The sequence below is a fragment of the Sphingopyxis sp. 113P3 genome (assembly GCF_001278035.1).
In the GTDB taxonomy this organism is placed as follows: Bacteria; Pseudomonadota; Alphaproteobacteria; order Sphingomonadales; family Sphingomonadaceae; genus Sphingopyxis.
In genome coordinates this window covers 290,986-304,961 of the sequence record NZ_CP009452.1, presented here as the reverse complement: position 1 = coordinate 304,961, position 13,976 = coordinate 290,986, and the positions used below count along the sequence as shown (strand labels likewise).

At 60.9% G+C, this 13,976-nt stretch carries 8 protein-coding genes; 1 reads left to right on the top strand and 7 read right to left on the bottom strand.

Translation table 11 applies throughout. The features are described from left to right. Positions 1 to 3: 3 nt before the first annotated feature. A complete protein-coding gene (gene phnX, locus LH20_RS01285; protein ID WP_053556003.1) occupies positions 4 to 831 on the top strand; it encodes a phosphonoacetaldehyde hydrolase in 828 nt (275 codons plus the stop codon). On the opposite strand, the gene LH20_RS01280 is transcribed toward phnX, so the two are convergent. From LH20_RS01280 to LH20_RS01250, 7 genes are all read right to left on the bottom strand, one after another. Next, positions 832 to 1,605: a UTRA domain-containing protein gene (locus tag LH20_RS01280; RefSeq protein WP_144423482.1), complete on the bottom strand. Its 774-nt coding sequence runs from the start codon at positions 1,603 to 1,605 to the stop codon at positions 832 to 834. 87 nt (positions 1,606 to 1,692) lie between these two features. After that, entirely contained in the window at positions 1,693 to 4,506 is a 2,814-nt protein-coding gene (locus LH20_RS01275) for a TonB-dependent receptor (protein ID WP_053552663.1), read from the bottom strand. A 316-nt stretch (positions 4,507 to 4,822) separates the two neighbouring features. Then, positions 4,823 to 5,392 carry an HD domain-containing protein gene (locus LH20_RS01270; protein WP_053552662.1) on the bottom strand — a complete coding sequence of 190 codons (570 nt, stop codon included), beginning with the start codon at positions 5,390 to 5,392 and terminating at the stop codon, positions 4,823 to 4,825. A 137-nt stretch (positions 5,393 to 5,529) separates the two neighbouring features. Further along, positions 5,530 to 7,158, bottom strand: a complete 1,629-nt coding sequence (locus LH20_RS01265; protein ID WP_158501083.1) for a metallophosphoesterase — start codon at positions 7,156 to 7,158, stop codon at positions 5,530 to 5,532. Positions 7,159 to 7,838: 680 nt separating this feature from the next. Then, positions 7,839 to 9,269 carry an alkaline phosphatase gene (gene phoA / locus LH20_RS01260; RefSeq protein ID WP_053552660.1) on the bottom strand — a complete coding sequence of 477 codons (1,431 nt, stop codon included), beginning with the start codon at positions 9,267 to 9,269 and terminating at the stop codon, positions 7,839 to 7,841. Between the two features lie 67 nt (positions 9,270 to 9,336). Further along, positions 9,337 to 10,704, bottom strand: coding sequence for an alkaline phosphatase family protein (locus tag LH20_RS01255; protein ID WP_053552659.1), 1,368 nt, complete (start codon positions 10,702 to 10,704; stop codon positions 9,337 to 9,339). A gap of 64 nt (positions 10,705 to 10,768) precedes the next feature. Then, entirely contained in the window at positions 10,769 to 13,882 is a 3,114-nt protein-coding gene (locus tag LH20_RS01250; RefSeq protein ID WP_053552658.1) for a TonB-dependent receptor, read from the bottom strand. Positions 13,883 to 13,976: the final 94 nt, after the last annotated feature.

The window sequence follows — 13,976 nt, the reverse complement described above, 5'->3', positions numbered from 1 at the left end:
ATGATGGAATCCCGTTTTCCCTTTCCCGACGCCCTCCGGGCGGTGATCTTTGACTGGGCCGGCACGATGATCGATTTCGGCAGCCGGGCGCCGGTGATCGCACTATGCCAGACCTTCGCCGAACATGGCGTGCCGATCACCGAGGCGGAAGCGCACGAGGACATGGGCCGGGCGAAGTGGGATCATATCGCCCGCCTGCTCGCCAAGCCGCGCATCGCCCAGGCCTGGTCGGAGACTAAGGGGAGCGAGGCGACGCCCCAGGACGCCCGAATACTGTTCGAAGCGATCGGTCCCGCTATGATCGAGGCCGCACGCGAATGCGCCATCCTGGTCCCCGGCGCGGCGGAAGTGGCGTGCGGCCTGCAACGTGCCGGCGTGAAGGTCGGCTCCTGCACCGGTTATACACGCGCAATGATGGAGGCGATCCTGCCTTACGCGGCGGAGCAGGGCTACCGGCCCGACCATGTCGTATGCGCCGGGGAAACGCCTGAGGGGCGTCCTTCTCCGCTCATGGCCTGGAAGAACCTTGTCGAACTGGGTGCCTGGCCCGCCTACGCCTGTGTCAAGGTCGATGACACCGAGGTCGGCATCGCCGAAGGCCGGGCGGCGGGCATGTGGACGGTCGGGGTGGCGGCCAGCGGCAACGAGATCGGCCTGACCGCTCAGGCGCTCACCATGCTGCCGCCAGACGAACGGCAAAGGCTAATCGCACGCGCGACCGATCGGCTGATGACGGCGGGAGCCCATCTGGTCATCGCCACCGTGGCCGACCTGCCCGAGGCGCTGGGCCATTTGCCGATAGGTTCTCCGCTGGATGTGCGGGTTCCGTGATCAGGCGTCCAGTTCGCCGCGTACCGACAGGTCGACGTGGATACGGATGGCGTCGTGGCGCCAATATTCCTGATCATACTCGACCACGCGCCCCTTTTCGTCGAAACTCGTCCGCACCACCATCAGGCTGGGCGCGCCCGGCTTGGTGCCCAGCGTTTCAGCGGCCTCCTTTGCCAGCGCGCAGGGCCGCATGTCGACACGATTGCGCGCGACGACGACGCCATATTTGTGCTTGAGGATCTGCGTCAGCGAGCCATCGAGATCGTGATCGAGCAGGCCGGGCGCGAGCGCGGGATCGACGGTGATCCGTTCAACGAGCACAGGTCTTCCGTCGATCGTCCGCATCCGCTCGATCACGTGGAGCGGCGAACCCGGGGCGACGCGGAATATGTCGGCCAGCGCGGCGTTCGCGTTGATGCTTGATTTGGCCAGCGTTATCGTGGCGGGCATGCGGCCCTGTTCGGTGACATAGGCCATGAAGCCCGCCCAGCGCGTGGGATCATAGGTGATGGCGGGCGGGGAGACATACCAGCCTGATCTGTCGCGACGGTAGATCAGCCCTTCGGCTTCGAGCTGCGCCAGCGCCTGCCGGATGGTGCCCCGCGCGAAGCCGGCACTGGTTTGGAACTGCCGCTCCGACGGAAGCCGGGAACCCGCCGGCAGCTTGCCGATCTCGATATTGAACGCGATCTGATCCCGCAGCGCCAGATATTGCGGCCCGGCCGCTTCGCCCGGCGTGCCCTCCATGGGGATCATGTCAGCGCTTTGTCGCATGGCGAAGCTTTGCCGCCCGGGTCCGGGGCGGTCAAGGCGCAATGCCGGGCCGCCACCCGCCAGATAGCGGATGGCGGCCGGCTCATGTCAGAACACGTAGCTGGCGCGCATCAGGAAGGTGCGGCCCGGCTCCATATAGTCTTTCATATAGGAAGGGTTGTCACCCTTGGTGGTCCAGTATTTCCAGCCGCCAAGGATATTGGCGACATCGAAATCGACCGCAAACTGGTCGGTCAGATGGAAGCGCGAGTGGAAATCGAGGCTCTTGTTGGGGCGGACCCATTTGTCGACCGCATTGTCGCGCATATCCTCGATGAACTTGCCGCGATAATTGTAGGACAGCTTCGCCTCGATTCCATATTTCTGGAACGTCAGCGCCGCATTGTACATCAGGTGCGGTGTGTTGATGAGGCGGATCGGGCGCCCCTTTCGATAGGGCAGACCCGTTTCTGCCTCGCTGTGCTGCACGGTCAGGTTGGCCTCGATCCCGAAACCGTCGAACGGCTCGGGTAGTCCTTGCAGCGACTTTATGAAATTGAACTCCATGCCATAGACCTTGGCCGTCTCACCATTCTGTGGCTGGGTGATCTCGATCGAGCCGTTCGGCGTTGTTGCCGGAACCTCGCTGCCGTTGGTGAAGATGAAATTGCGGATGCGCTTGTAGTAGGCGGTTGCTGAGATGATGCTCGAGGAATCGGGATAATATTCCGCCGACAAATCGAGGTTCAGTGCCCTTGCCGCCTTGAGGTCAGGATTGCCGCGGCTGATCGCGATGATCTCGCCAGTCCCGGGTTCGCGGGTGACGCTTTGTCCGGCAGAGATATATCCATATTCGGGCGGGGAATAGCCCGTCCAGATCGCGGCACGCACCGTGGCTTTCGGCGAGGGGCGCCAGATGGCGTTCACGCTGGGAAGCAGGACAGTATACCCGCGATCGGTCGTGTCGAAACCGCTGTTGGCGCCATCGTCCGACCAGAACACATTATGCGTCTCGCGGCGTTCCATGCGGGTGCCGACGATCACTCTTAGCGTATCGAAATCGAAATTGGCCAGCGCATAGGCAGCGTAGACCTTCTCGGTCGACCGCTTGTCGTCCGCCAGTTGATCCGTGTCGTCGGGAGCGAAAGGATTGACCTGTTCGGCCGCCCTGATCGCCGCGATCACGGCCTCCCGGCTAAAGACGTCGCCATAATAATATTGCCCGCCCAGCATACTGGTGACTTCCTTCTCGACCAGCCCCGACTGATCGAGGTTGAGCCCGTCGAGCGGGGTTCCGGCGAAGTCGCCATCGTATAGCCGGGTGCTGTCATATTTCCGTTTCGACCGCATGAACTTGGCGCCCACCTTCACATGGTCGAGCACACCGCCGACATCATATCGTCCGTCCAGCCGGAAGGCGATGCGGTTATCGGTCTGCTTGCTGCGCTCGTGCGAGGCGCCGTCGAAGAGGAGAAGCGAGGAATCCGTTTCGACGAAGCGGGCGAAGGCGGGCAGCCCGGCCTTGGGAAAGCGGGGATTGCTCGACACCCAGTCAATGCCTGTCGCATTAAGTGGCCAGGCGCATTGATCGCAGCCATAGCTGATCGAATAGCTGTCGGGATTGCTTCGTTCTCCGCCCGAATAGCTGAGATCATACTCCAGTGACAGCTTGCCCAACTGGCTGCTGCCACCGGCGTTGACCGTATACAGGGTCTGGTCGAGATTGATCGTTTCGAAATTGCGGGCGAACTGGAACTGTTTCGGATTCCATACGCCAGAGCGGCCGTTCAGCGACCAGTATCCATTGGTCCCCGTGTCGGCATCGGTGATCCTCCCATCGCCGTCGCGATCGACGATCTGCGCGGTGGTATAGCCGTAGATCTTGCCCTTGACCGGATCTTCGCCGACGATCATCGCATCGGGCTGCGCAAGGTTGCGGTCCTCGATGTCGACCTGGGTCAGCCGCGCTGTCGGGCGGTTGCGATAATCGGTGAGGTCGTTCGTCCCGCGTTGCTCCTGCCGTGAATACTGGCCCCGCAGGTAAAGCAGGGTCGCGTCGCCGCGATAGTCGAGGGAGATGTTCCCGCCATAACGGGTCTGCTTGAGGCGCCGGTAGTCAAGGTCGATGCCGGGAAGGTGCATGTTGCTTTCATCGATGATCTCTTCGGCGTCCTTGCGCCAGTTATAAGGCTCCCACTCACCATCGTTCTCGGTCTCCTGGCCATTGCCATGCGACACGCCATAATTGGCGGAAACAAAAATGCCGAAGCGGTCGTCGGCAAAACGGGTACCAAAGTCGCCCTGGATCTGGTAGCTACCGGCCTTCTCACCGGCCTTGTCCGCCTGCTGGTTGATGCCTGCGGCACCGTAAAGGCGGATGATCGTGGAATCCTTGAAATCGAAGGCGGTCGGCGTCCGGAAATTGATGGTGCCGCCAATGGCATCGCCATCCAGGTCGGGTGTGAGCGTCTTGGTCACGCGGACCTCGGCAAGGCCGTTGGGGGGGAGAACGGTCAGGGATACGTCGCGGCTGTCGGGGTTGGTTTGCGCGACGCGTACGCCATTGATCGACACCGCATTATAGGTGCCCGCGAGCCCGCGTACCGTGACATATTCCCCCTCACCGGTGTCCTGGTTGACGATCACCGAGAGCCCTGGGATGCGTGCGAGCGAGTCTGCCACATTGGCATCGGGCAACTTGCCCAGATCGTCCGCCGATATGACGTCCACGACATTATCCGCGGTTCGTTTGGCGCCGATCGCGGTTTCTGTGCTGAGCCGCTGACCGGTAACGACGATAGTCTCGCCCGGCGCTGCATCTTCGGCATGGCCGATTGCAGGGACGCAGGCTGCCGCAAGCGCGGCGCAGGACGCGGATAGGTGAAAGGCTGAGCGCACGGCCGACGGCCTGGTCGATTGCATGATCGGTTCCCTTGAATAAATCCCTCGAACTGACCGATCGGTTCAGGATCGCCGGCTAAAATCCGAATCACCTTCAAGCGGTCATCTGGTATAGGCCAGAATGTCATGACACGGTGATTACATATGCTGCGCTTGCGAGAGAAATGCTGAAGCATGTCAGACAGGATGCCGGCCTTAGTTCGCACAGCTGCGCGAACAGCATCTGACAGGTTGCTGGTCTCGGTGGGTGCCTCGTGAATCGGCAGTCTGGCGTTCCCTGGCTGGAGCGCTCCGTTCACTATGCGGGATGGAGGAGCATGCGGCGCGTCCGAACGCGCTAGTTGCGCCCGCCCAGTGTTTCGCGCGCGGCGCGATCGCCAATCAGCCGCTCAAGGAGGGGGCGGTAGGATTCGAGTTCGGAAACCACCCAGTTCTTGCGCTTTCCGGTGTCATCATAGCGCCGCAACCTGATCGCTTCCTCGAAGAAACGTGCCTGTGCAAAAGCGCTCGCCTCCGCCGCAGTCATCGGGCCGCCCTGAAGCTGGAGACTGAGTTCCGATGCGCGGCTCAGCGCTGAACGGTAGCCGGGCTCCGACGCACAGAGATAGCGCTTCGCCTCGACATGCATCCTGACAGGTTCGGTCACGCCGTCCGGGAAAGCGGTGGCGAGAAAGGCCGCGCCGATGACCTCGTGTCGGGCATCGATACCGCGCTGCTCCGCTGCATTTCCGGCATCGTCGATGAACTGCCCGATATCATGCAGCAATGCGGCAGCGATCAGCGTATCGGGCGCCCGGTCTTCGCGCGCGAGTTGGGCGCATTGCAGCGCGTGCTCGAGCTGGGTGATATCCTCGCCATAGGTGAGACGTCCGAATTGGTTGATTATATTGAATATTTTATCGATCATCTGATCCGAGCCCAATCTGGAAGATGTGGAAGCGCTGGCCGACGCAAGGGGCAAAAGCTCTGGCGCAGACGGATGACTTATTGGACTATACCAATAATTTCAACCGGAAGCCCTGCGCGAAGTTCGGAACAGATGCACTACTTGGTAATGGTGAAGGTGTCGCGCAGATGGCCATCGGCATCTATCGCTTCGGCCTCAAGCCGGTCCCCCGCGCCGCGCAGCATCAGATAATGATGGTCACGAAAGGTCTTGCGGTTGAAGCCCGGCTTGGTCGGCTGGAAATCCTCCAGGTTTCCGCCCATGCCTCCCACCTGCACATAAGTGATGCCATTCGCCATATCGATCTTGCCGCCCCTGATCGGCCAGCTGCGCTCGTAGGTATGGAGGTGACCGACAATGACGAGGTCGACTGAGTGCTTCTCGTATATCGGCTCGAGTTCCGCCGTTACCACCGGATCGCCGCCGTGCGACACGCCAGTCCAGCTATCGCCATAATCGTCCTCGTCGGTGGACCTCAGCGCATGATGATGCATGGCGATCTTCCATTTCGCGGTCGACGAAGCGAGCGCCTGGTCCAGCCAGGCTCTCTGCCGCGCGCGGAAGCCAGGCTCGCGCTTTTCGCGATCTTCGAGATTGCTGTCGATGACGAAAATTTCGGCGTCACCATAGCGGATGTTGAAGAACGCCTCGTCGCCGGGCTGGCGGTGATAGTGGCGGAACCAATGAAGTTCGCTCTCACCGTTTCCGGGTGCCGCTATCACCGGCACCCGGCCGAACAGCGGCCCCATGCCGGCGAAATACTCATGCGTCCATTCAAAGCGGCGCTCGAGCGAACCGCCATCGGTGAGATCGCCGGCAAGTAGCAGGACATTGGGGCGCTCTTCCCAGATGAGCGCGCTCATCCGTCGGTTGATATGGGTGCGCGCTTCGGTGTCGGCGCTGATCGCCATGGTGAAGGCGGCTCCCGGCGGGGGCGCGGTCCGGAATGACAAAAGACCGGATCGCACTTCGTTGCCTTGCGTGTCCACGCCTGTCACGCGGTAGAAATACGGCGTATCGACCTTCAACCCGTCTAGGCGTAGTCCGCCGATCCGTTTGCCATCGTGCGGTATCTGGCGCGATTGCAGTGCATCGGCCGTCTCCCCCCACTCAACGGTGGTTGCGACCGGACGATTGGTTTCCCACGAAAGCTCGATCGACCTGGTCGTCGGCGTATTGAGATAAGGGGGCTGAGTGAAATGGAGCGCCTTATCGGTCAGCCAGCCTTCCTCGACGAGCCGTGTGCGGCGATCGAATGCGGCCTTGACCTCCGCCGCGCCAAGTGCACGACCGTAAATGGCCGCAGCCTTGACCAGATCGTCCAAGCGCATGAAGCGCTCCGCCTCGAAGAAGCCGCTCAGTTGCAACGAGGCGTCGGAAACTGCGTTGGCGGGAAGCTCCGCCTGCCCCTTGACGACTCCGTCCACATAGAGCGTCCAGCGCGCTCCGTCTCGCACGCCCACGACGTGATGCCAGCGGCGCTTGTATCCCTCGCCGGTCTCTGCCTTCAGCAGCGGCATACCATCCGCACGTACCGGGCCAAACAACGCCTCGCCCGAGATATAGCCAAGCGCCCAGTCGGGACGCGGCTGGCCGCTGTCGATCAGCGCGCCGATGCGCTGATTGACGTGGTCGAGCAGCCAGAGTTCCACCGTGAAGGCTTCTCCGCGCGGTTCAGCGTCCAGTACTCGGCGTTCCGTCGCCCGCATGCCGGAAAGAACTGGCATTGTGCGTTCCGTCGAGATCAAGGGTAAAGGCGGTGTTTCTCGCTTCGGCGCCGGGTCAGCTCGCCTCGGCAAGGCATTGTCAGGTTCGAAGGTCCATTCGGCCAAAGGTCGAAGCGCGGCAGCAACTGGCGCGGGCTGGTCACTGGCTTCGGCATGGCTGACGGGCAGCACTGAGCCGAGGAGCGCCACAGTTGCGGCGATCGTTCTGGAAAACCGGGCCTTGCTTCCGCTTTCCCGATCCGCTCCGAATGTGGCAGCATCCGCCATAATCAATCTCCAATCAATTCTGGACTAGACCAGTATCCGGGATCGGGGACAATTTCATGACATCGGGCACTGCCCATCTATTGCGACGAAAGCCTGCAACCTTTTCCTGTGCTTATCCTGGTAGCCGGCGCAAAAAATGCAGCCTTGCGTACAGAGCCCGGTCGGATGGTGGAGATCACCGGCGCGCAATGGGTCGATGTTTGCCTGTAACAGGCCTGAGCGTGGACTGATCTATGGCGCTCTGACCGCGCTCTCACCTGCGCGGCGACAGAACCCTGGAGCGTGGAAAGAGCCGCTTGGCGATCATTTCTGCGTCTGGAGCGCGCGCTGGTCCTGCTTGCGTAGCCGGCTGTGAGTTTCAGTGAGAGGCATGAACCGGGCCGGTGGCGCCATCCGCACCCCCCAAGGCTGCTTCATGGTTTCATCGGCGCGATTCCATCGAGCTTAAGCGCATCACGGATGATATAATGAAGATCGGTCTGATCGAGCAGGCCACTGACGTTGACGGCACGGGGGCCGAACGCGGCGATGCGCAGTTGGGCACCGGTATGTTCCTGCGATCCTTCCTCGGCTGTTCCGTAACTGATCGTCATGACGGCTCCGTCCCGTGTGCTCAGGGCGGCGGTGAGCCCGGGGGCGCGCGTACCGTTGCTCACGATCTGACTGGAATGCGCATGGTCGGCCGTGACGATCACGAGCGTGCGTCCGTCGGCTTTGGCAAACTCAAGTGCGATCTGGACAGCTTCATCAAGGTCAACCGTCTCACCAATCTGCCCGCAGGGATTGGCGGCGTGGTTCTGCTTGTCGATCGATGCCCCTTCCACCTGAAGGAAGAAACCCGTTGGCTTGTCCTTGAGCAACGCGATCGCCTTTTGCGTCATGGCCGCAAGGGTCGGGGTTGTAGCCGTGCGTTCCGGGTTCGGCCGACAGGTGGCCGGAGGCTGGTCGATGTTGCCATGACGGCTTGCCCGAGGGCCGATCCAGCGCTCCGGCATATTGCCGTCCGAGAACAAGCCGATCAGTGGTTGGCGGCCGTCCGCGTGGCTCACTGCATCCAGTTCCGGGGCCGTCCGCACTATCCGGTACCCACGAGTTCTCGCCTGTTCGAACAGCGTGAGGCCCTTCCATTTGCCCGCCGTCGCTTTTTCCGCAAAACTTGCCGCGCCGCCACCCAGCACCAGATCGGCACGGGTGTCGAGTATTTGCTCGGTGATAGAACCAGCCCCGCCGTTCTCGAGCGCGTTCTGAGGGCAATCCCTGCTTGTTCGCACAGGCGCATAGCATTTGCGACTGGTGACGTGGGCCATCTGTGCAGCCGGTGTCGCATCCTGAATTTCGGCAGTGGACACGTTGCCGGTTGCGAGACCCGCGGCCTTTGCAAGCTCAAGAAGAGTCTGGTGCGGCTTTCCCGCTATGTCCACGCCAATCGCCCCGTTGTAACTCTTCACACCGGACGCCCAGGCGGTCGCGGATGCAGCAGAGTCGGTCACATAGTCCGGCTTCCCGGTCTCCCGATCGAGCGAATAGTGGGTGTAGTTGCCGGTAAGCGGCATCGCGTCGATGCCCTTGAAGTAACCGCCTGCCCCTTCGGCGTAGTTGCGTGCGATCGTGATCTCCGAATCGCCCATGCCGTCACCGATCAGCAGGATGACGTTGCGGACCTCGCCCTCGCCATTACTCAGCTTTGTGTAGACCTCGCGCATGTCACTCGGGAGGCGACGGGCACCGCCGGGCTCGCGCGCATCGCCACGTGCAGCCCGTGACAAATCAGGCACATCGCCCTGTGCGACAACGGCCTGGCTTGAAAGGGCGAGTAAAGCTGCAACTGCAAGACGTGCGATCACAAATATCCTCCGTCAGGGAGAGGTTAGATAAGTCGCTATGGGGAAACGACCCTTGTCGACCGCCAACTCAGCGGCTCCCGGAGGAGACTTCGAATACCGGCAACGGGCCTTCCTGCGCATCTTTCAGCCTGACACCCATGGCCTGGGCGAGTGTGGGCGCTATCTCCAGCATGTTAATTATGCCGAGATTTTGTCCGGCCTTGATGCCCTTGCCCTTGATGAAAAAGGAAGCGTTCATCGCCGAAACTTCGGGCAAATAGCCGTGCGTCCCCCGGGTGGTCGGGAGCGTGACCAGCCGGTCGCCCAGATAGCCGCCGCCAAGCACCGTACCCGGCTTCATTGCCAGCACGAAACTCGCGCCAGGATAGCCACCCAGTTTTTCGATTTCGTCACCTTCGATGATGCGGTCGATTCCATTGGCGGGGTCGGCGGCCAGGCGATGCAGCAGTTCGGACACTCCGGCGCGTGTCACGGTGTCGGACGGGTCTTTGAGCAGGATGGCGTCGCCCCAGCGCTTCGCCTGCCAGTCCTTCACTTCCACTGCGCGGCCAGACACTAACGGCGCGATCTCGATCAGGCCGGCTTCGATCAACGGAATGTTGATGTTGAGAACGCGCGTGTATGGAGCCTGCCCATGGTCGGAGACAACGGCGATTATCGTGTCGGGATCGTTCGCGAGGGCGGTCTTGATGATTTCGCCAAGCACCGCATCCTCATGTTCCATGGCACGCCTGGCTTCGGCGCTCCAGGGACCATGGGCATGTGCAGCGGAATCGACCGAGACAGTATGAAACATCATGAAGCCGGGTTTGTAGCGGTTCATGATCTCGGTTGCGAAACGCAGGCGGGTTGTGCTGCCGGTTTCATCTGCGTCCTGATAGTAGCTGCCGAGTTTCGATTGCAGATCGGCCAGAAGGCCATCCGGACGGGCCATGGCCTCCTGAAATTTGATGGCGATTTCGGACTTGTAGGGGTCTGTATAGGGTAGATTATATTTGATGCTGGGGCTGCCCGCCGTGTTCAACCAGCCGACGCTGCCCGTTTCGATACCGGCGCGCGCCGCGGCGTCGTATAGCGCATCCACTTTGATATCGCTGGCGAATGTACACAGGATGGAAGAAAAGCCGTCTGTTTCCAGCGGATCATTGCGGGTGATGCCATGGCTGGAAGGCGACACGCCGGTAACGATCGTCGCATGGCTCGGGCATGTGACCGTAGGAACAACGCCGCGAACGCCCTGCGCATAGCTGCCTTCCTTCATGAAGCTGCGCAGGTTGGGAATCTGTAGGCCCATCTCATCGGCCTTGAGGACATAGTCCGGTCCCATCGCATCAATGCTGACCAGAAGCAGCGATCTGGCTTGCGCCGAACCCGCTGAGAAGAGGATGAACGCGCAGGCGAGCTGGATGGCCTTGCGCCGGAAGTCGATTGCCATTTGACAGTTAATCCTGAGATTTGAAGAGGAGCATGGATAATCCCCACGCTCCCCAGCCGGGGTGTTAGTAGTTGAAGCGGATGCCCGCGCGGAAGGATCGGCCAAGATAGTCATAGCCGTTGCCCGGGGACATGATGCCCCATTGTGGATTGCTAACCCCGATACCCTGCGCGACAGGTTCCGGGTCTTTGTCGGCGAGGTTTGTTACCGAGAAGAAGCCTTCCAGTCCGGGCATGAACGCATAATTCAAAGAGAGATCGAAATAGAGCGCGCCGCCGTAGCTATTGTCGCTGATGGTGTCCCTGGTGGCGGTTCTGGCGGGGCAGTTGCTGGTGCATTCAATATAATCGTTCGAGTAAACCCCGGCAGAGATTCCACGCGCGGTCAGCGCGCCCGTGAATTGCCCCTGTTTGTAGGCCGCTGAGACATTGTAGCGCCAACGAGGCATTGCTGAGTTCACGCCGAGGGCGTTGGAGTCGGTTGCTCCTGGAAGGCCGGTGTTCGTGGTGTTCTTCAGGCCACGGGTAGCAAGGGCACGCAGCGACAATTCGCCTCCACCCACCGGCAGATTGTATCCCAGCTCGAAATCCAGTCCGCGGACATGGAACTTGGCGAGGTTGACCGGAACCCGTGTGATCGCGGTGAGATTGTTGGCAGCGTCACGACCAACAAACTCGCAATATGACGGGAAGCGGCCCGTATAACATCCATCGATCAAAACGGTCGGTGAAGGCGTCGTGATCGCGCCTTTCACATTCACGTCCCAATAATCGACCGAAAAGGTGAGACCGGGAATCCAGCGTGGGCGCAACACCGCGCCAAAAACCTTGGTATCCGCCTTTTCCGGCGCGATGTTCGGATTGCCTATAGCGGTGTATTGCGTGGTGTCGGTGTTTCCGGTCCACGGATTGAACAGCGCCTGGGTCAACACCTGCCCCGGCTGGAACAAGATCGACAGGCTGCCAGCACGGATATCGCGGGACCGCGTGGCGCGTAGCGTGATATCGTCCACCGGCGTGTAGGTGAGACCGACCTTCCAGGGCGTCACTCCGCCGGCAGTGCTGTAGTCGGCATGACGGATCGCTGCGTTGAGTTCGAGGGACTTGCCGAAGGAAGAATCCTTGAGCAGCGGAACCACGGTTTCGAGAAAGGCTTCGGTCACATTGTAGGAGCCGACCAGGGGCTGGTAGTTGCCCGCCCAGTAGCCACGTGCCTGCGAGATCGGATCGGACCAGCCATCTTCCTTTTCGCGGCGATGTTCGACGCCCAGCGCAACAGAAACCGGACCCGCCCAAATGCTGAACGGCTCGCCGTTGAATGAAGCAGCGAAAATGTCCTGAGTGACCCAGCCCTTCATCTGAGCCACGCCCATGACATAGTTCAGTGCGGCGGGCGTGGCGACGCCCGTCCCGAGGATGTTGAAGGGCGAGCAACCATCGGTGGGATCGGCAAGAGTCGAGCGACAAACAGGCGCGCCATTCGGCCCCATCACCGCATCAATCGCCCGCCTATAGTTGGCCATGATCGGTGCGGTGTAGTCCTGGGAGAAGTCGCTCTTGTTCCGCGTTGCATAGGCATTCCACTTCCAGTTTGAGCCGAAGAGGTCGAAATCGCCGCTACCGCCGAGCGTATAGCGATAGAGCTGCTTTTCGGTCTCGTAGGGCAGCGCGCCGATGGCCTCGTGCCATGAACCGACAGTCAGGCTCGTCAGGCTTTTGGCGTCCATGTCCGCGCCAACGGATGCGGGCAGGAAAGCATTGTCCCGCTGGATCGTAAGGCCACCGTACTGATAGAAGGGCGTCGTCATCGCATCGACGTAGGAACGCCCGTACATGAACTGGGCGTAGAGATTGATGTTGTCGGTAACGTCATAACTCGCCCGCGCGAAAACATTCTGGTGCGACAGGGGCACCTGCATGTCCTGGGTGATAGGGTGCCAGTCTGTTGCCTGCCAGTCGCCACCGATCATATAGGCCGCACCGGGAGCATACTGGCCTTCATTCAACTGAAACGGTTGTCCGCCCGGCCCGAATACGAGGCCGGTGAGCGGACCGTCAGTGACAATCGCGCCGGGAGCCACCTGCCGAGGGCCGACATGCTCGGCCACGAGTATGTATGGCTGACCGTTGCCAACGGCATAGGCGGGGTTAACGACCCGGCGGTATCCCTTGTACCAGTCGCGTGACACGTGTTTTACGCCAGCATTGTACGAGGTTTCCGCGCTGACGATCAGGTGGCCGCGTCCGCCCGCGAACTTCGTGCCCGCGGTCAGCGACACCTTGTAGTTTTCGTCGTCGCCTTCTTCGGTGATGCCGCCGGAAACCTCACCCTTTATTCCGGTGTAGTCCTTGTCGATCACGAAGTTCACTACGCCGGCCACAGCATCCGAACCCCATGCCGCGGACGCGCCGCCGGTAACGATATCCACGCGCTTGATGATGCCATTAGGGATGGCGTTGATATCGACATAGTCGCCCGTGTTGGCGACAGGCAGGCGCTGATTGTCCAGCAGGACGAGTGTACGCTGCGGCGAGAGGTTACGCAGCGACAGGGAACTGATACCGGGTAATCCGGCACTGGTGGTGCTACCGTTATTGTAAAGGCTTCCTGCGAAAGCCGGCATCTTTAGAAGATATGTGGCGATGTTAACCGATGCATCCCGCTTGATCTCCTCTTCGCCCAGCACCGTTACAGGCGTTGGCGCATCGAAGCCGTCACGCACAATCCGGGAGCCGGTTACGACGATTTGCTCGCCTTCTGCGTGATCGCTTGTTCTATCGGCAATCGCCACCCGTGGTTTGGCGACAGCAGCGGCTCTCGGACGGAGGCCGGGCCGTTCAGTGCTGCCATTCTGGGAGACGGCGCGCCCGCGCACGACCAGAAGAGCATTTCCTCGCCTTTGCCATGTCAGACCCGATCCCCCAAGAAGCCGGGTCAGCGCGGCTTCGACGTTCGACGCACCCTGCACCGCTGGTGCTTTCTTCCCGCTGAGCAGGGCCGGATCGAAAAGAATCTGGGCTCCGGTCTGCCGAGACAGGGCGGAAACCGAATCCGCAAGGCTCGCGGGCGGAAGCGTGAGATTGCTTTGCGCATGGGCCGGTGCGGCGATTGACACAGTGCCCATTACAAATGCAACGACAGCCGCGCTCGCTTGAAGCGAGCGGTAAAACGTGCGCATGCTGAAATCCCTCTTTCTTGATAGTCATGTGTTCAGAGAGAAGGACACCGCACCACACGAAATCTTACAAAGAATTTTGTTGCACTTTTATTGC

Bases quoted from the DNA above. Each gene is read 5' to 3' on its own strand.
- phnX (WP_053556003.1), top strand. From the start codon at position 4: ATGGAATCCCGTTTTCCCTTTCCCGACGCCCTCCGGGCGGTGATCTTT.
- LH20_RS01280 (WP_144423482.1), bottom strand. From the start codon at position 1,605: ATGCGACAAAGCGCTGACATGATCCCCATGGAGGGCACGCCGGGCGAA.
- LH20_RS01275 (WP_053552663.1), bottom strand. From the start codon at position 4,506: ATGCAATCGACCAGGCCGTCGGCCGTGCGCTCAGCCTTTCACCTATCC.
- LH20_RS01270 (WP_053552662.1), bottom strand. From the start codon at position 5,392: ATGATCGATAAAATATTCAATATAATCAACCAATTCGGACGTCTCACC.
- LH20_RS01265 (WP_158501083.1), bottom strand. From the start codon at position 7,158: ATGCCAGTTCTTTCCGGCATGCGGGCGACGGAACGCCGAGTACTGGAC.
- LH20_RS01255 (WP_053552659.1), bottom strand. From the start codon at position 10,704: ATGGCAATCGACTTCCGGCGCAAGGCCATCCAGCTCGCCTGCGCGTTC.
- LH20_RS01250 (WP_053552658.1), bottom strand. From the start codon at position 13,882: ATGCGCACGTTTTACCGCTCGCTTCAAGCGAGCGCGGCTGTCGTTGCA.